Origin of the sequence: Paracoccus sp. TRP (assembly GCF_000185925.1) — a bacterium.
GTDB classification, from domain to species: Bacteria; Pseudomonadota; Alphaproteobacteria; order Rhodobacterales; family Rhodobacteraceae; genus Paracoccus; species Paracoccus kondratievae.
Genome location: NZ_AEPN01000009.1, coordinates 40,474 through 58,637, shown reverse-complemented (window position 1 = coordinate 58,637; position 18,164 = coordinate 40,474). Strand labels below are relative to the sequence as shown.

Here is an 18,164-nt window from a genome sequence, read left to right as displayed (position 1 = left end):
GCCACGGCCCCCGACGCGCGAAACGGCGCGCGCTTTGCCGTGAACCTCCGCGGTCTCCTTCTTCTTACGCTGCGCTGAGCGGGTCTCCGGGCCGCCGCTCAGTCAGGTTCGTGCCCGGACCCTGTGAGCATGAAGAAGGATTCCCGAAATGACCGATCCGAACCGCGTATTGATCTTTGACACCACCCTGCGCGATGGCGAACAGTCGCCCGGCGCGACGATGAGCCATACCGAAAAACTGGACATCGCCGAGATGCTGGACGAGATGGGCGTCGATATCATCGAGGCCGGTTTCCCGATCGCCTCGGAGGGCGATTTCACCGCCGTATCCGAAATCGCCAAACGTTCGCGCAACTCTGCGATCTGCGGTCTGGCCCGCGCGCAGTTCCCCGACATCGACCGCTGCTGGGAGGCGGTGAAACATGCCAGACGGCCGCGCATTCATACCTTTATCGGTACCTCTCCCCTGCATCGCGCCATACCCAATCTGGACATGGACCAGATGGCCGAGCGTATCCAGCAGACGGTGACCCATGCCCGCAATCTTTGCGACGACGTGCAATGGTCGCCCATGGACGCAACCCGGACCGAGCATGACTATCTGTGCCGGGTGGTCGAGATCGCGATCAGATGCGGTGCCCGCACCATCAACATCCCCGACACCGTTGGCTATACCGCGCCGCAGGAATCGGCCAAGCTGATCCGTATGCTGATCGAGCGGGTGCCGGGCGCGGATGAGGTGATCTTCTCGACCCACTGCCACAACGACCTGGGCATGGCGACGGCGAACTCGCTGGCCGCGGTCGAGGGAGGCGCGCGTCAGATCGAATGCACGATCAACGGTTTGGGCGAACGTGCCGGCAACACGGCCCTGGAAGAAGTTGTGATGGCGCTGAAGGTGCGCCATGACATCATGCCCTTCACGACCGGCATCGACACCACCAAGATCATGGCGCTGTCGCGGCGGGTGTCGCAGGCCTCGGGCTTTGTCGTCCAGCCGAACAAGGCGGTGGTCGGCAAGAACGCCTTCCTGCATGAATCCGGCATCCATCAGGACGGCGTGCTGAAAAACGTCGAAACGTTTGAGATCATGAAACCCACCGATATCGGTCTGAATGAGGCCAATATCGCCATGGGCAAGCACTCGGGTCGCGCTGCCCTGCGCGCCAAGCTGCGCGAGCTGGGCTATGAGTTGGGTGACAACCAGCTGAAGGACGTCTTTGTCCGCTTCAAGGCATTGGCCGACCGCAAGAAAGAGGTCTATGACGACGACCTGGTTGCGCTGGTGCAGGACGCAGCAACGAATACCGAGGACGATTACCTGCAGGTCAAGCATCTGCGCGTCGTCTGCGGCTCGGACGGGCAGTCGGCCGATCTGGTCATGCTGGTCGGTGGCGAAGAAAAGACCGTTCATTCCTCGGGCGACGGGCCGGTCGATGCTTGCTTCAAGGCCGTCAAATCAATCTGGCCGCATAATGCGCATCTGCAACTCTATCAGGTCCATGCCGTGACCGAGGGCACGGACGCTCAGGCCACCGTGACCGTGCGGATGGAGGAAGAGGGGCGCATCGCCACCGGGCAAGCCTCGGACACCGACACGATCCTTGCCAGCGTCAAGGCCTATGTCGGTGCGCTGAACCGCCTGAAAGCCCGCCGCGACATGATCGGTCAGGGCGGAGACGCAAAACAGGTCAGCATGTATTCGCACTGACCTGTTGCTGGAAATACGAAAAGAGGGGCGGCTTTCAGGCCGCCCCTTTGCGTTCCACAAAACTCAGATCGACACCTTGCAGAAACGGAAAATCATCGACCAGTGCTTGCTGGAACTCTTCGGGGTCAAGCGGGGTAAACCATTTCGGGAAATGGGCGACAATGGTCGCAACCGAGTCACCTTCGTCCCAGCGCGTCTGCACATATCCCAGCCCGTCGACATCGGTCAGCGCAAGGAAATGCCGCGGCAGCTGGAAATGGTTAAAGGCATAAATGCACCGTCCCGGCCCCCGCATCCGCACCGCAGCCCCTGCCCCCAGGAATGACTGGTGGGTGCGCCAGAAACTGACCGGATTGCCTTCGTAGCTGCCATAGGCAAGTCCCTTGGGATAGCTCAGGGCGAAGGCAGGGACATCGTCAAATCTGCGGGCATGATGCCGGATACGCGCGACATGGTGGCGGCTGAAGGCATCGTCGTCATCGACCCGAAACTGGATAACCGGGCGTCCCGCCGCATCCGCTGCCGCAATCAGCGGCTCGCGCAGGGCATTGAGCGTATCCCGCTCATCCGAGATGATCAGCCGGATCTGCGGCACCCCGGCACAAAGATCACGCAGCCGGTCCAACGCATACTGCGGCAGCTCGGGAGAGGTCAGAATCCAAAAGCTGAAATCCGTGTCAGTCTGAGCCTTGATCGACGGCAGGCAGAGCCGTTCGAAAGCGATAAAGCGCCGCTCAAGCCTTTCGGGGGCGTAAAGTCGGGAAAAACGGCGCTCAAGCAGCCCGGGTTCCTTTCCCTTTTTCCCGGCAGTCTCGGCCCAGTCACAGCGGCCAAGAAAGGAAAAGCGGCAGATCCCCACGATATCGTCCCGCAAAATCCTGCCCCTTTTCTGTCGGTCGTATCCGCGCGGAGCCTAACAACCTGCACGGTCGGGTCAAGCCGCACCGAGCGGATTGCGGATTGCCGCCCAACGCCTCATATGCAACGCAATTTTCGGGTTCCCCCGCGCGGGGTCAGGGCCTATATCTCCGACACCTTCGCCGGGGCGACTCGGCGGGGCAATCGGGCAATGACCGTCTGTATGGGACGGCAAGAACGGCCGTCATGGCAGGGACGGCAGAAGGGGTAAGCTGACATGGCCTTTGGCGGCTTGTTTTCCACCGATATCGCGATTGACCTCGGGACCGCAAACACCCTTGTCTATGTGAAGGGCAAGGGGATCATTCTGAACGAACCCTCGGTCGTCGCCTATCACGTCAAGGACGGCAAAAAGCAGGTCCTGGCAGTGGGCGAGGATGCCAAGCTGATGCTCGGCCGTACGCCCGGCAGCATCGAGGCCATCCGCCCGATGCGTGAAGGTGTCATCGCCGATTTCGACAGCGCCGAAGAAATGATCAAGCACTTCATCAAGAAGGTCTTCCGGCGCACGACCTTTTCCAAGCCCAAGATCATCGTCTGTGTGCCCCATGGTGCCACCCCGGTTGAAAAGCGCGCTATCCGCCAGTCGGTCCTTTCTGCTGGCGCCCGGCGCGCCGGGCTGATTGCCGAGCCAATCGCGGCAGCCATCGGCGCAGGGATGCCGATCACCGAGCCGACTGGCAGCATGGTCGTGGATATCGGCGGCGGAACAACCGAGGTTGCAGTGCTGTCCCTTGGCGACGTCGTCTATGCCCGCTCGGTCCGCATCGGCGGCGACCGCATGGATGATGCGCTGATCAACTACCTGCGCCGCAATCACAACCTGCTGATCGGTGAATCGACCGCTGAACGGGTCAAGACCCAGATCGGCACCGCACGCATGCCCGATGACGGACGCGGTGCCACGATCATGGTGCGCGGCCGCGACCTGCTCAACGGTATCCCAAAGGAAATGGAAATCACCCAGGCCATGGTCGCCGAGGCGCTGGCCGAGCCGGTGCAGCAGATCTGCGAGGCGGTGATGATCGCACTCGAAGCGACACCGCCCGATCTGGCCGCCGATATCGTCGACCGGGGCGTGATGCTGACCGGTGGCGGCGCCATGCTGGGCGAACTGGATCTGGCGCTGCGCGAGCAGACCGGGCTGATGATCAGCCTTGCAGACCAGCCGATGAGCTGCGTGGCTCTGGGAACCGGCAAGGCGCTGGAATACGAAAAGCAACTGCGCCACGTCATCGATTACGATAGCTGATCAGGATCAGGCCCATGGCGCGCAAGGGCCCAGATTACGCGGCTCCGGTCCGTCGCATCCTGGTTTCGCTGCTGGTGCTTGTGCTGCTGGGGCTGTTTCTGTTCTGGCAGATCGACAGCCCGCGCGCCGAGCGGATGCGCGCGGCCTTTATCGACCGCTTTGTCCCCAGCTTTGACTGGGTCATGGCCCCGGTGACCAAGCTGTCGCGCATGGTCGCGGGTTTCCAGTCCTATGCCCGGCTTTACGAGCAGAACCAGGAATTGCGCCGCGAGCTGCAAAAAATGGCCGCCTGGAAAGAGGCGGCCGTCCAGCTTGAACAGGAAAACGCCAAGCTGCTGGCCCAAAACAACGTGCGCATTGACCCTGCCCTGACCTCGGTTTCGGGGGTGGTTCTGACCGACAGCGGCACGGCCTTTCGGCAATCGGTGCTGCTGAATGTCGGTCAGCGCGACGGGATCGTCGATGGCTGGGCAACCATGGACGGGCTGGGGCTGGTCGGGCGCATCTCGGGCGTTGGTCAGACCACCAGCCGGGTCATTCTGCTGACCGATCCATCAAGCCGTATCCCGGTGACGATCCAGCCTTCGGGTCAGCATGCGTTGATGGTCGGGGACAATACCACCCTGCCCGCGCTTGATTTCATCGAAAGCCCCGAAAACCTGCGCCCCGGCGACCGGGTGGTCAGCTCGGGCGACGGGGGAGTGTTCCCGCCAGGCCTGCCGGTCGGTCAGGTGGCGCTGGCAAATGACGGGCGGCTGCGGGTGCGTCTGGCTGCCGACTATGGCCGGCTGGAATTCCTGCGCGTCTTGCGCAGCCATCCGGCCGAGCAGATCGCCGATTCAGGGTTGCTGATCCCCCCGCCTCCGGCTGATTTCATCGGGCCGCGGATGCCCTCGGTCGCCGATATGCCGCCTGACACGGAACCCGGCGCAGCGGCCGAAACCGGGGCCGGAGATGACTGAGCACGCCCGCCGCCTGCGGATATTCGGTCAGGTGCTGTTCATCCTGCTGTTTCTTGCCATTCTGTTCTGGCGGCTTTTACCGCTGTCACCGGGCAGTATTGGCTGGCCCGGCCCCGATCTTGCGCTTTGCCTGACGGTTTTCTGGGTACTGCGTCGTCCCGAACAGGTGCCGGTCCTGACCATCGCCGCCCTTTTTCTGATCGAGGACATCCTGCTGATGCGCCCCCTTGGTCTGAATGCGGCGCTGGTCGTGATCGCAACCGAGGCCGCACGAAAGCGCGAGCAGCGTTGGCGAGAGCTGCCGTTCATGATTGAATGGCTGCGTGTGAGCATGCTTCTGGCGCTGATGATGTTATCCTATCGTATCCTGCTGGCGGTATTTTTCTTGCCCCTGCCCCCATTGGGGCAGGTGATCTTGCAGTATATCGCCACGGTCGGTTCTTATCCCATTATCGCGGGGCTGGTTGGCTATACGTTTGGTCTGTCGCGCACCCGCGCCGAACGCGATCAGAGGCTTCGCTGAGCCATGCGCAAATCAGAACGCGAAGTCGTCGAAAGCAGCCGTCTGATCACCCGCAGGGTGTTGATGCTTGGGGTAATCCAGGCAGGGATCGTCTCGGCGCTGGGGCTTAAGCTGCGCTCGATGCAGATCGAACATGCCGATGAATATCGCATGCTCTCGGACGGCAACTCGATCAAGATCCGCCTGTTGCCGCCGGCGCGCGGACTGATCCTTGACCGCAACGGCACCATCATCGCCGGGAATGAGCAAAACTATCGCGTCACCCTGACACGTGAAGAGGCGGGCGACATCTCGGCCGTTATTGCCCGGCTGCGGCGCATCATTCCGATGTCGGACCGCCAGGCGGCCGATATCCTTGAAGAAATCCGCAAACGCAGCGCCGTGACCCCGGTCCTTGTCGCTGACCGGCTAAGCTGGGACGAGTTTTCCTCGATCGCGCTGAACGCGCCTGCGCTGCCAGGGGTCACGCCCGAATCCGGCCTGTCGCGCAGCTATCCGCGCGCCGGGGATTTCGCACATGTGCTGGGCTATGTCGGCCCGGTTTCGGACTATGACCTTTCAAAGATCGAAAACCCTGATCCAGTCCTGCGCCTGCCCGAGTTTCAGCTTGGCAAGGTCGGGCTTGAAGCCAAGATGGAAGAGGCTCTGCGCGGCAAGGCCGGTGCCCGCCGGGTCGAGGTGAACAGCGCCGGGCGCGAAATGCGCGAACTGTCCCGGCAAGAGGGACAGCAGGGCGCGACAGTCCAGACCACCCTGGACGCCGAACTGCAGAACTTTACCAGCCAAAGGCTTGGCAGCGAAAGTGCCGCCGCTGTGGTGCTGGATGTCACGAACGGCGATATCGTCGCGATCTGTTCATCGCCGACCTTTGACCCGAACAAATTCGTGCGCGGCATCTCGGCCCCCGATTACCGGGCATTGATGGAGCATGACCACCGCCCGCTGGCCGACAAAACCGTGCAGGGTGTCTATCCGCCCGGCTCGACCTTCAAGATGGTGACGATGCTCGCCGGACTAGAGGCAGGGGTGATCACCCCCGGTACGCGCTTTTATTGCCCGGGCTATGTTCAGGTCGCCGGGCGACGTTTCCACTGCTGGAGCCGGGGCGGCCATGGTATGATCGACGCCGTTCACAGCCTCGAACATTCCTGCGACGTTTACTATTACGAACTGGCACAGCGCGTAGGCATCGACCGTATCGCCGCGATGGCACGCAAGCTTGGGATCGGGGTCCGTCACGATCTGCCCATGTCCGCCATCGCAGAGGGCATCGCCCCCGACCGGGCATGGAAACGGGCGCGCTATGATCAGGAATGGCAGATCGGCGACTCGCTTAACGCCTCGATCGGTCAGGGTTATGTGCTGGCCTCTCCGCTGCAGCTTGCGGTGATGACGGCGCGGGTTGCGACAGGCCGGGCTGTCGCGCCGCGCCTTGTCCGCGCCATTGATGGTCAGGCCGAGGCGGTGCCGGACTGGCCGGAACTCGACATCAACCCGCTGCATCTGCGCACGGCCCGCGCAGGTATGGATGCGGTGATGAACAGCAGCCGCGGTACCGCAAGGCGCGCCCGTATTCTTGCTGCGGAGTGGCGGATGGCGGGCAAGACCGGCACCAGCCAGGTACGTAACATCACCGCCGCCGAGCGCGCGCGGGGCGTGATCTCGAACGACCAGTTGCCGTGGAGCCGACGCGACCACGCCCTGTTCGTCTGCTTCGCCCCTTACGAGATGCCGCGCTATGCCGTTTCCGTCGTGGTCGAACACGGCGGCGGCGGTTCAGCTGTGGCCGCCCCCATCGCCCGCGACATTCTGCTGTTCGCACTTGCTGGGGGGCTGCCCCCCCTGACCGCCTATCCCGAGGCCGAACGCGCCAAGGTCCAGGAGATCTGGTCGCGTATGAGCCTGACCCCCTCGGCCCGCAAGGGCGAGGGCCGTGCGAGGGCCTGAGCCATGGGCTATCTGAATTATCACGTTGTTCAGGTACCGACCGGCTGGCGCAAGATCCTGCATCTGAACTGGCCGCTGGTCTTTCTGATCACCGCCGTCAGCTGTATCGGCTTTCTGATGCTCTATTCCGTCTCGGGCGGCGATATCGACCGCTGGGCCGGCCCACAGATGGAGCGTTTTGCCATCGGCATGGTCGCGATGTTCGCGCTGTCCTTTGTGCCGATCTGGTTCTGGCGCTCGATCTCGGTCGTTTCTTACGTGATCTGTGTGCTGCTGCTGATCCTCGTCGAGCTGATGGGGCATGTCGGTATGGGGGCACAACGCTGGCTGGTGCTGGGTCCCATCCGCATTCAGCCCTCTGAGCTGACCAAGGTTGCCTTTGTGCTGACGCTTGCCGCCTATTACGACTGGCTGCCAGTTGAAAAGGTCTCGCGCCCGCTTTGGGTGCTGATCCCGGTGATCCTGATCCTGCTGCCGACCGGGCTGGTGTTGATGCAGCCCGACCTTGGCACCTCGATCATGCTGATCGCGGGCGGCGGTATTGTCATGTTCGCGGCCGGCGTCAGCCTGTGGTATTTCGGGGCAGTCATCGCCATCGTCGTGGCGGGTGTCACCGCCGTGATGGAAAGCCGCGGCACCGACTGGCAGTTGCTGCATGAATATCAGTTCAAGCGTATCGACACCTTTCTTGATCCCGGGTCAGACCCTCTTGGGGCGGGCTATAACATCGCCCAGGCGCAGATCGCGCTGGGGTCTGGCGGGTGGTCTGGGCGGGGCTTTATGCAGGGCACTCAGTCTCGGCTGAACTTTCTGCCCGAAAAGCACACGGACTTTATCTTTACCTCACTGGCCGAAGAGTTCGGCTTTGTCGGTGCCTTCAGCCTGCTGATGCTATATGTGCTGATCCTTGGCTTTTGCATGTATTCGGCGCTGACCAACCGCGACCGCTTTGCCAGCCTGTTGACCATCGGCATCGCCGGAACGTTCTTTTTGTATTTCTCGATCAACATGGCGACGGTGATGGGGATGCTGCCCGCCAAAGGCTCGCCGCTGCCGCTGGTCAGCTATGGCGGCACCTCGCTGATGATCCTGCTCATGGCCTTTGGGATCGTGCAATCGGCCCATGTCCACCGTCCCCGGAGCTGAGAAGATGAAGGTTCTCTTTGCTGCGCCTGCACATTATTGGCAGCCTTGGGCGCCACATCTTCGCGCCTCATGCCCCGAGATGGAGCTTGCGCGCGAGGGCGACCCCGCCGGTTTTGATGCGCTGATCTATGCCCCCGGTTACCCCGAAGGCGGCCAGGCGCTGGATTTTCGCCCCTTTACCCGCGCCCGGCTGGTGCAAAGTCTTTGGGCGGGCGTCGAGCGGATCGTTGCAAATTCGACCCTGACGCAGCCCCTGTGCCGGATGGTGGATCCGGGGCTGGCCGAAGGCATGGCGGATTATTGCACCGGCTGGGCGTTGCGGGCGCATCTGGGCATGGACCACTACGCACAGGACGGTGTCTGGCGTCATGACCAGACCCCGCCCCTTGCCCGTGATCGCAACGTTGTGGTGCTGGGGATGGGAGAGCTGGGCCGCGCGGTCGCAACCGCACTGGCGGGGTTGGGCTTTCGGGTGACCGGCTGGTCGCAATCTGGCCGTCCGCATCCCGGGATCGAGGTTCTGGCCGGTCCCGCCCTGCCCAAGGTGCTGGCCCGGGCGGAAATCCTTGTCAGCCTGTTGCCCGACACGACCGGGACCCGCGATCTTTTGAATGCCGCGCGACTCGCGCTCTTGCCCCGAGGCTCGACGATCATCAACGCCGGGCGCGGCACCCTGATTGATGAGGCCGCGTTGATCTCTGCCTTGGATCAGGGGCAGGTCGGCCATGCGGTGCTGGACGTCTTTCGTACCGAACCTTTGCCGCCCGAACATCCCTTTTGGGCACATCCTGGGATCACGGTCACACCGCATGTCGCGGCCGAGACGCGTCCCGCGACCGCCTCGCCGGTGGTGGCCGAAAACCTGCGGCGCGCCATGCGGGGCGCGCCGCTTTTGCATGTCGTGGATCGGGCGCGCGGCTACTAAGACACCCGCCCGTGCGGGTTTGTCCGCCCCGATGCGCCATGCTATCTGGCACAAATGCCCGGACTCCTGTCGTTTTGCGCAGCTTGCGCAGGTAAGAGAGCGGGCAGATAACGAGAACGGATGAAAGCGGCCTCGTGCCGATGGAGCGATTTGCATGACGATCACCCCTGTTCTGCTGGCCGGAGGCTCGGGCACCCGGCTCTGGCCCGTCTCACGCAAAAGTTTTCCCAAGCAGTTCGCACCGCTGGTGGGCGAAGAAAGCCTGTTTCAGGCCTCGGCGCGCCGCCTGTCAGGGCCGCGCTACGCTGCCCCTCTGGTGATGACCAACGCCGATTTCCGTTTCATCGTCGCTGAACAGCTGGATCAGATCGGAGTCACTCCGGCGGCTATCCTGATCGAACCCGCGGGCAAGAACACCGCCCCCGCGATCCTTGCCGCCGCGCTGGCCGCAGTCGAAAACGACCCGGATGCAATCCTGCTGGTCGCGCCCTCGGACCATGTCGTCCCCGATGCCGAGGCCTTTGGCCGCGCCGTCGATCTGGGCCTGCCCGCTGCCCGCGCAGGGCACATCGTGACCTTTGGCATCGCGCCGACCCGCCCCGAGACCGGCTACGGCTATATGGAGGCCGAGGGTGAGGGCGAGGGGCCGCTGCTTTTGCGCCGCTTTGTAGAAAAACCCGATGCCGAGAATGCGGCGCGGATGATCGCTCAGGGCAATTATCTGTGGAACGCCGGCATCTTTCTGTTTGCCGCGCAAACCATGATCGAGGCGTTCCGCGCACATGCTCCCGAATATCTGGAACCCGTACAGGCGGCGCTGAACGAGGCACAGACTGACCTTGGCTTTCTGCGTCTGGCACCCGAGCCCTGGGACAGGCTGCCCGATCTTTCGGTCGACTATGCCGTGTTGGAAAAGGCCGACAACCTTTCGGTGGTACGCTATTCGGGCCATTGGTCCGACCTTGGCGGCTGGGATGCCGTCTGGCACGAAACCCAACGCGATGACCCCGCCGAGCGCGGCGCGGTGACCGACGCCCATTCGACCGCCATCGACTGTGACAACGTTCTTTTGCGGGCGCAGGACGAAGGGATGGAGGTCGTGGGTATCGGCCTTAAGGACGTGATGGTCGTGGCCACCCGAGACGCGGTTCTGGTCGCCGGGATGGACCGCGCGCAAGAGGTGCGTCGCGCCGTTTCGGCGCTAAAGGACAAGGGCGCGCGTCAGGCTGAACAGTTCCAGCGCGACCATCGCCCGTGGGGCTGGTTCGAGACGCTGGCGCTGGCAGACCGCTTTCAGGTCAAGCGCATCGTCGTGAACCCCGGTGCATCCCTGTCGCTGCAATCGCATTTCCACCGGTCCGAACACTGGATCGTCGTTTCGGGCACGGCACGGGTCACGGTCGATGACACCGTTACCCTGCTGACTGAAAACCAGTCGATCTACGTGCCCCTTGGCGCCGTGCACCGGCTCGAAAACCCCGGCAAGGTGCCAATGGTGCTGATCGAGGTTCAGACCGGCGCCTATCTGGGTGAAGACGATATCGTCCGCTACGAGGATATCTATTCACGCGACTGATTCCGGCTCGCGGTATCGTGTGTATCCCGGCGGCTTGCGGCACCGGTGCCAGCCGTCTAACCATGGCCAGCGATGAGGTGGATGATGAAATCGCTGATCCCGGCCGTGCTGATACAGGCCCTTGCCGCATTTGGGGCCGGGGCTGATGAGCTGACGGTGCAGTTGCGCGGCACGTCCCCCAGCACCTCTGCTGGCTTTCTGCTGGCCGAGGCACGGGGGTATTACGCCGATGAGGGGCTGACCGTCCGGCTGCTGCCAGCCGATGACGCGCCGCCCTTTGAAAGTATCGCCCGGGGCAATGCCGATCTGGCGGTGGAATGGATGCCTGTCGCGCTGGTTGCCCGCGAAAACGGCCTGCCGCTGGTTAATATCGGCCAGATCTTTGCCCGCCCGGCCCTGCGCCTGACCTGCCTTGCCGAGACAGGCGTGACCAGCGCAGCTGATCTGGGCGGCAAAACCATCGGCAGCTGGTTTCACGGCACGGAATATGCATTGCAGGCGTGGCTGAACCGGCTGAACCTGATCCCCGATGACAGCCTGTCGGGGGTAAGCCTGCTTTCTCAGTGGCCTGGGAGTGAGATGCTGAGCCACAAGCAGGCCGCCTGTATCAGCACGCTTAGCGACGATCCGGTGCCGGGCGACGGGCTGGTCGAGCTTGACCCGCAGGCGCAAGGCGCAGCAGTGCTTGAGGACGGGCTTTACGTCCTTTCATCCGCACTTACCAACGAAGATGCCGAGGAACGGCTGGCCGCCTTCCTGCGTGCCAGTATGAAGGGCTGGCGCGAGGCAACCTCTGCGCCCGATGAAAGCGCCCGCCTGCTGCTTGGCCCTGATCCCGACCCTGACGCGCTTAGGCGTCACGCGGAAATGCTGCGCCGGATGGGTGCGCGCCTGTCCGCAGACGGAGCTTTAGACGAGGCAGAGTATCGTCGCACGGTTGCTGCGCTGCGTGCGGGTGGTGCGCGGGCCGTGCTGCGTCACGATCCGCAAGATGCATATACGACCCGGATCAGTGCCCGTGCCAACCGGCCCGAACCTGCGCCACCTGCCCCCACCCCAGCCGCCAGCGGCGCAGCCGAGGCCGCCCCGCAACAGCAGTGAACCACGGGCGCGGCGGTCCTAGACCGCCACACCCAATGCGCGTTTTACATTTGCGGTCCAGCCAAGCAGGCGCTTGTCCTCCTCGATGATCGCAGGACGTTTCATGAGTGAAGGCTTGGCAGAAAGCATCTGCAGCGGGGTGCCGGCACGCTCGGCCTCGGACATGCCGCGCCAGGTCAGGCTGGCACGGTTCACCAGTTTTTCACCAAACTCGGCAATCATCTTTTTCCATTCGTCATCGGACAGCGGCGCTTTCGAGACATCGCGGAAATCAACCTGCCAACCGGCGGCCTCCAGCTCGGCCTGTGCCTTTTGGCAGGTCGAGCAATGGGCAAGCCCATACATGCTGAGTTGTCCTGCCATCAGACCCGCCCTCCGATCCGCGTATCGGCCAGGAAAAGGACATGTTTCATCAATCTGCTCCTTCTGTTCGGATATTCGCGGGCGTGGGCGTCAATGCCCGCCGTCATGCAGCCGGGCGCGGATGCGCCGCATGGCAATCCAGACAAGCAGGATCACGACCGGCGTCAGCCCCGCGCTCAGCAGCGCCTTGTCCACATGCAGCGCCTTGGCGACGGGGGTCAGAACATAGCCCATCAGGCCAACAGCATAATAGCTGATGGCCACAACTGACAGCCCCTCGACCGTATGTTGCAGCCGCAATTGCAGATCGGCGCGGCGATCCATTCGCTGCATCAGCTCCTGGTTCTGGGCCCCGCGCCAGACATCAACACGGGTGCGCAGCAATTCGGCGGCTCGTTCGCTGCGGTCCAGCATCGCCGCCAGCCGGTTTTCAGCTGACTTGGCCGTCCGCATGGCGGGCAGATAGCGACGGGCCATGAACTCGCTCAGCATCTGACCACCTAAAAAGCGTGTCTCGCGCAGCGAGGCAACGCGGTCCATGACGATCGCCTCGTAGGCCGCGTTGGCTCCGAAACGGAACGCATGCTGGGTCGCCGCGCTTTCCAGCCGGGACGAGACCGACAACAGGTCGTGCAACACCGTTTCGGCGGGGCGGCTATCATCGCTCATCCCCTGCACGATCGCGTTAAGCTGGGGGTCCAGCGCGTTAAGCTGTTCGGTCAGGTCACGCGCCCGGCCAAGGCCCAGCATCGACATGGCACGGTAGGTCTCAAGCTCAAGCAGGCGCTGGACGATACGACCGATGCGACCCGATTGCGTGCCCGGTTTGACAAAGACCGCAAAGCGCATCCACCCTGCCGGATCAATGCGGAAATCACCAGCAACGACCGCCGCCTCTTCCAGCACCCAGACCGAGGCCAGGCTGTCGGCTGCGAACCATTCCGAAAGGCGTGGCAGCACATCGGCCGGATTCTCGGGCAGAAAGTCGACCTGAATCATCACCGCAGCGATACGCTTACCCGGCGCGTGGTGCTGCCAGTCGCGTGGAAAAATCTCACCCGCCGAAGGGTCAAAGGGCCGGGGTGGCAGGCCCGGCGCAAAGGCGGCATAGGTTACGAATTCGGTATGGCTTTCCCAGCGCAGCTGATGCCGGCCCAGCTGCGCGGCATAATGGCCAGCACTGGTATCAGGGCGCGGCGCGCCGTGGCGGGCGCAAAGCTCGGCCAGATGCGCGACATCGTGCGACCGGTCGCGGTTGGCCGCATCCTGCGGCTCTTTGATCGCCAGATAGACCGCTGTGCAGGGCGCCTTAAGCCGCGGCGAGGGCCGGGCGTGCAGTTCATTGACCAGGGCGTAACGCTGGGGGTGTTCGTCTTCGTCATCCATCAGCGCATGATTAGCCGGCCTTCTGCGTCCCGCAACAGGAAAGCGAGCGGTTTCACCGCTTTGGCAGAACAGCCGTGCCATGGCTGCACCCATCAGGATTTCGTGAAGGCTGCGCGCATTGCCGCAAGCCCGCGCGCAAGGCAAAATGGCACAAACTCGGGATCAAGGGACAGGAACGCATGGCTCGCTGGTTAGGACGTATCGTCGCGCTTGTGCTCTTGCTGGGGATTGCCGCCTGTGCGCCCAGCAAGTTCAAGACATATTCGGGACCTCCGGTCACGCAAATCGTGGTCAACAAGGGCGCGCGGCAGATGCAGCTTTTAAGCGGCAACACGGTGCTCAAATCTTACCGGATCGGTCTTGGCAATGAGCCGATTGGCCATAAGCAGTATGAGGGCGACGGCAAAACCCCCGAGGGGCTGTACTATATCGACCGCCGTAACCCCGACAGCCGCTATTACCTCTCGGTCGGGATCTCGTATCCGAATACAGAAGACGCCGCCCGCGCCGCGGCGCTGGGGCGCAGCGCAGGCAGCGACATCTTTATCCACGGTCAGGGCCCCGAAGGACGCGTCCTTTCCAAGCAGCGCCTTGACTGGACCGCAGGCTGCATCGCCGTCACCGACGACGAGATCGAGGACATCTATGCCATGGTCCGCGACGGCACTCCGATCCTGATCACGCCCTAAGTGCTGATCGTTCCGCCAGTGGTCGAAGCGGGCCGCTGCCATACGCGCAGGGCGCGTATGGCAGACCTGTGCAAAAGGGTATATATTCTTTGGCTGCGCAAGGGATTAACAGGAGGCGTAAATTGTTGATCCCAACGTGCCCGGTCCAATGTACCTGCCCCCTCTCATCCACGATGCACTGATCGATTCGGCCGAGACAGAGGGTTATGTTCCGGGCGCAATCGAGACCGTCATGCGCTTTGATCTGCATTCGCGCTGGTGCGCCGGGGTGATAGCCGAGTGTTGCGTCACGCGCTCCCGCGCTATCGCCACGCGCTGCGTGCTGTTACTGCCGCCCAGGGGACGCCGCATCCGCAAGCTGGCGCTGCATCCCGTCCTGCCCGCCGATGTGGTGAAATCCATGCTGGGCGCCCATTGACGCCATAGGGTAGCGGACAAATGGAAAAGGGCGGGTCAATGACCCGCCCTTTTCCATTGGATATGACCTCTTTCTGCGCTCACTCGACGAGTGGCAGAAGCTGGTCGATGGATTTTTTGGCATCGCCATAGAACATGCGGGTGTTCTCTTTATAGAACAGAGGGTTCTCGATGCCCGAATAGCCGGTACCCTGACCGCGCTTGCTGACAAAGACCTGCTTGGCCTTCCAGACCTCCAGAACCGGCATACCGGCGATGGGGCTGTTGGGATCCTCTTGTGCCGCTGGGTTCACGATGTCGTTCGAGCCGATCACGATCACCACGTCGGTCGAGGGGAAGTCCTCATTGATCTCGTCCATCTCAAGCACGATGTCATAGGGGACCTTGGCCTCGGCCAGCAGCACGTTCATATGTCCCGGCAAACGCCCCGCAACCGGGTGGATGGCAAAGCGTACGTTCTTGCCCCTGGCGCGCAGCTTGCGGGTCAGCTCACTGACCGATTGCTGGGCCTGAGCAACTGCCATGCCGTAGCCCGGAACAATGATGATCTCATCAGCATCGTTCAGAGCTGCTGCGACACCGTCAGCATCAATGGCGACCTGCTCGCCCTCGATCTCCATCGCCGGCCTCGTTTCGCCGCCAAAGCCGCCCAGGATCACGCTGACAAAGTTGCGGTTCATCGCCTTGCACATGATGTAGCTCAGGATCGCACCCGACGAGCCGACCAGAGCACCGACCACGATCAAAAGGTCATTGCCCAGCGTAAAGCCGATCGCCGCCGCCGCCCAGCCCGAGTAGCTGTTCAGCATCGAAACCACCACCGGCATATCCGCCCCGCCGATGCCCATGATCAGATGGTAGCCGATGAAAAGCGCAAAGATCGTGATCAGCAGCAGCCACAGAACCGGTGCGCCGGCGGTGCAGTAAAGGATTACCGCCAGCAGCGACAAAAGCGCCGCACCCGCGTTCAGCGCATGACCGCCCGGCAGTTTTTTCGGCTTGCCGTCGATCTTGCCCGCCAGCTTGCCAAAGGCAACGACCGAGCCGGTAAAGGTCACCGCGCCGATAAAGACGCCAAGCGCGACCTCGACCTTGAGCATGGCGATCTCGGCTGGGGTCTTATGGGCCAGCACCGCGGCAAAGCCATGAAACTGCGCCGCCGCATCAGCAGCACGGGCACGCAGGACGCGGCCCAGCTCGAACTGGGCGTTAAAGCCGATCAGCACTGCGGCAAGACCGACGAGGCTGTGCATGGCGGCGACAAGCTGCGGCATCTCGGTCATCTGCACGCGCTTGGCGACAACCCAACCACCAGCACCGCCGATGGCCAGCATGACAAGCGTCAGCCCCCAGTTGCCATAGCCCGGCCCCACCAGCGTGGCGGCCACCGCCAGCGCCATGGCGGCAATGCCGTACCAGACCGCGCGCTTGGCGCTTTCCTGGCCCGAAAGCCCGCCCAGGGACAAGATGAACAGGACAGCCGCGACCACATAGGCAGCGGTGGTGAATCCGTATTCCATACGCCCCTCTCCCTTACGACTTCTGGAACATGGCAAGCATCCGGCGCGTAACCAGGAAGCCGCCAAAGATATTGACCCCGGCCATCAGCACCGAAAGCGCAGCAAGCAGCACCACCAGCCAACCACCCGAGCCGATCTGCAACAGCGCACCGACGATGATGATCGAGGAAATGGCGTTGGTGATCGCCATCAACGGCGTGTGCAGCGAATGGCTGACGTTCCAGATCACCTGGAAGCCGACAAAGACCGACAGCACGAAAACGATGAAGTGCGAAAGGAAGCTTGCCGGGGCAAAAACACCGACCAGCAGCATCAGTACCGCGCCGACGACCAGCATGGTCACCTGCGAGCGGGTCTGCGCGCGGAAGTCCGCCAGCTCTTTTTCGCGTTTCTCTTCCGGCGTCAGTTCCCTGGCCTTTTCGCGCGGCTTGGCCGCTGCGATCGCCTGCACCTTGGGGGGCGGCGGAGGCCAGGTCACATCCCCGTCAAAGGTGACGGTGGCGCCCCGGATCACGTCATCCTCCATGTTCTGGACGATGATACCATCCTTGCCCGGCGTCAGGTCCGTCAGCATGTGACGGATGTTGTTGCCGTAAAGCTCGGACGCCTGCGCGCCCATGCGCGACGGGAAATCGGTATAGCCGATGATGATGACGCCGTTTTCGGTGACGACACGCTCATCGGGTACGGTCAGGTCGCAGTTGCCGCCACGTTCGGCAGCAAGGTCGATGATGACCGAGCCGTTCTTCATCGCGGCGACCATGTCCCCGGTCCACAGCTTGGGTGCGTCGCGGCCCGGGATCAGCGCCGTGGTGATGACGATGTCCATATCGGGCGCAAGTTCGCGGAACTTCTCAAGCTGTTTCTCGCGGAACTCGGGCGAGGAAGGCGCGGCATAACCACCGGTCACAGCACCATCCTGGGTCTGGTCCTGAAAGTCCAGATAGACGAATTCCGCGCCCATGGATTCGATCTGTTCGGCCACTTCGGGACGGACGTCGAACGCATAGACCTGCGCGCCAAGGCTGACTGCCGCGCCAATGGCGGCAAGACCCGCGACACCGGCACCGACGACCAGAACCTTGGCCGGAGGAACCTTGCCCGCTGCCGTCACCTGACCGGTGAAGAAGCGGCCAAAGTTGTTCGCCGCCTCGATCACCGCGCGGTAGCCGGCGATATTGGCCATCGAGGACAGCGCATCCATCTTTTGCGCGCGCGAGATGCGCGGCACCATATCCATGGCGATGGCTGTGACGCCCTGTTCGCGCGCCAGTTCCAAAAGATCCGGGTTCTGTGCGGGCCAGAAATGCGAGATCAGCGTCTGACTGCGCCGCATTTGCCGCAGCTCGCCCTCGCTCGGGGCGCGGACCTTGACCACCACATCGACCGCGCCGATCAGCGCCGCCGCATTGGGCTGGACGGTGACGCCCGCCGCCTCATAGGCCGCATCGGAAAAGCCCGCGCGTACGCCAGCCCCCGATTCGACATGGACCTCATGGCCCAGCTTCTGCAGATGGACCGCAGAAGAAGGCGTGACAGAAACCCGCGCCTCCCCCTCGTAACTCTCCTTCAAAGCGCCGATCTTCACCAGGCGATCTCCCCTGTTAGCGACTTTCAGCGTCCCCCATAGCAGAGCGCAATAATCTTTCACAAGGGCGTGACGTTCGGTGCTTTCCCGAAATATTACGCCGCGTCACAGTCGCAATCCCAACTATTACGCCGCCCGGC

The 18,164-nt window shown here is 62.8% G+C and carries 16 protein-coding genes; 11 read left to right on the top strand and 5 right to left on the bottom strand.

Annotated features, from left to right (window positions below; all coding sequences use genetic code 11):
* Nucleotides 1-148 precede the first annotated feature (148 nt).
* The gene (locus PARACOCCUSGL_RS0107620) at nt 149-1,711 is read left to right on the top strand and encodes a 2-isopropylmalate synthase (RefSeq protein WP_010394876.1); all 1,563 of its coding nucleotides are present in this window, start codon (nt 149-151) and stop codon (nt 1,709-1,711) included.
* Nucleotides 1,712-1,745: 34 nt separating this feature from the next.
* Here the strand turns inward: PARACOCCUSGL_RS0107620 and PARACOCCUSGL_RS0107615 are convergent, their stop codons facing one another.
* Nucleotides 1,746-2,585 carry a glycosyltransferase gene (locus PARACOCCUSGL_RS0107615; RefSeq protein ID WP_010394874.1) on the bottom strand — a complete coding sequence of 280 codons (840 nt, stop codon included), beginning with the start codon at nt 2,583-2,585 and terminating at the stop codon, nt 1,746-1,748.
* A 261-nt stretch (nt 2,586-2,846) separates the two neighbouring features.
* Here PARACOCCUSGL_RS0107615 and PARACOCCUSGL_RS0107610 point away from each other — a divergent pair, with 261 nt between their 5' ends.
* The 8 genes from PARACOCCUSGL_RS0107610 (at nt 2,847) to PARACOCCUSGL_RS0107575 (ending at nt 12,061) form a co-directional block, all read left to right on the top strand.
* A complete protein-coding gene (locus PARACOCCUSGL_RS0107610) occupies nt 2,847-3,881 on the top strand; it encodes a rod shape-determining protein (RefSeq protein WP_010394872.1) in 1,035 nt (344 codons plus the stop codon).
* A 14-nt stretch (nt 3,882-3,895) separates the two neighbouring features.
* On the top strand, nt 3,896-4,843 hold the full coding sequence (gene mreC, locus PARACOCCUSGL_RS0107605; protein ID WP_010394870.1) for a rod shape-determining protein MreC: 948 nt from the start codon (nt 3,896-3,898) through the stop codon (nt 4,841-4,843).
* Nucleotides 4,836-5,366, top strand: coding sequence for a rod shape-determining protein MreD (locus tag PARACOCCUSGL_RS0107600; RefSeq protein WP_010394868.1), 531 nt, complete (start codon nt 4,836-4,838; stop codon nt 5,364-5,366). Before mreC ends, PARACOCCUSGL_RS0107600 begins: the two co-directional genes overlap by 8 nt.
* A 3-nt stretch (nt 5,367-5,369) precedes the next feature.
* Nucleotides 5,370-7,313 carry a penicillin-binding protein 2 gene (gene mrdA, locus PARACOCCUSGL_RS0107595; RefSeq protein WP_010394866.1) on the top strand — a complete coding sequence of 648 codons (1,944 nt, stop codon included), beginning with the start codon at nt 5,370-5,372 and terminating at the stop codon, nt 7,311-7,313.
* A gap of 3 nt (nt 7,314-7,316) precedes the next feature.
* A complete protein-coding gene (gene rodA, locus PARACOCCUSGL_RS0107590) occupies nt 7,317-8,459 on the top strand; it encodes a rod shape-determining protein RodA (protein WP_010394864.1) in 1,143 nt (380 codons plus the stop codon).
* Nucleotides 8,460-8,463: 4 nt separating this feature from the next.
* Nucleotides 8,464-9,384 (top strand): glyoxylate/hydroxypyruvate reductase A, encoded by a 921-nt coding sequence (locus PARACOCCUSGL_RS0107585; protein ID WP_010394859.1) that lies wholly within the window; start codon nt 8,464-8,466, stop codon nt 9,382-9,384.
* 154 nt (nt 9,385-9,538) lie between these two features.
* On the top strand, nt 9,539-10,960 hold the full coding sequence (locus PARACOCCUSGL_RS0107580) for a mannose-1-phosphate guanylyltransferase/mannose-6-phosphate isomerase (protein ID WP_010394858.1): 1,422 nt from the start codon (nt 9,539-9,541) through the stop codon (nt 10,958-10,960).
* An 84-nt stretch (nt 10,961-11,044) separates the two neighbouring features.
* Complete coding sequence (locus tag PARACOCCUSGL_RS0107575) at nt 11,045-12,061, top strand: ABC transporter substrate-binding protein (RefSeq protein ID WP_010394855.1); 1,017 nt, start codon at nt 11,045-11,047, stop codon at nt 12,059-12,061.
* Nucleotides 12,062-12,079: 18 nt separating this feature from the next.
* Here PARACOCCUSGL_RS0107575 and PARACOCCUSGL_RS0107570 read toward each other — a convergent pair whose 3' ends face one another.
* Together PARACOCCUSGL_RS0107570 and PARACOCCUSGL_RS0107565 are read right to left on the bottom strand one after the other, a co-directional pair.
* Complete coding sequence (locus PARACOCCUSGL_RS0107570) at nt 12,080-12,424, bottom strand: arsenate reductase family protein (RefSeq protein ID WP_040601853.1); 345 nt, start codon at nt 12,422-12,424, stop codon at nt 12,080-12,082.
* 90 nt (nt 12,425-12,514) lie between these two features.
* Nucleotides 12,515-13,810 (bottom strand): DUF3422 family protein, encoded by a 1,296-nt coding sequence (locus tag PARACOCCUSGL_RS0107565; protein WP_029371764.1) that lies wholly within the window; start codon nt 13,808-13,810, stop codon nt 12,515-12,517.
* Between the two features lie 179 nt (nt 13,811-13,989).
* On the opposite strand from PARACOCCUSGL_RS0107565, the gene PARACOCCUSGL_RS0107560 reads away from it, so the two are divergent.
* Nucleotides 13,990-14,499: a murein L,D-transpeptidase family protein gene (locus tag PARACOCCUSGL_RS0107560; protein ID WP_010394850.1), complete on the top strand. Its 510-nt coding sequence runs from the start codon at nt 13,990-13,992 to the stop codon at nt 14,497-14,499.
* Between the two features lie 148 nt (nt 14,500-14,647).
* Nucleotides 14,648-14,917, top strand: a complete 270-nt coding sequence (locus PARACOCCUSGL_RS0107555) for a hypothetical protein (RefSeq protein ID WP_010394847.1) — start codon at nt 14,648-14,650, stop codon at nt 14,915-14,917.
* A 79-nt stretch (nt 14,918-14,996) separates the two neighbouring features.
* Here PARACOCCUSGL_RS0107555 and PARACOCCUSGL_RS0107550 read toward each other — a convergent pair whose 3' ends face one another.
* Nucleotides 14,997-16,436 (bottom strand): NAD(P)(+) transhydrogenase (Re/Si-specific) subunit beta, encoded by a 1,440-nt coding sequence (locus PARACOCCUSGL_RS0107550; RefSeq protein ID WP_010394844.1) that lies wholly within the window; start codon nt 16,434-16,436, stop codon nt 14,997-14,999.
* 13 nt (nt 16,437-16,449) lie between these two features.
* Nucleotides 16,450-18,024, bottom strand: coding sequence for a Re/Si-specific NAD(P)(+) transhydrogenase subunit alpha (locus PARACOCCUSGL_RS0107545; protein ID WP_010394842.1), 1,575 nt, complete (start codon nt 18,022-18,024; stop codon nt 16,450-16,452).
* Nucleotides 18,025-18,164 lie beyond the last annotated feature (140 nt).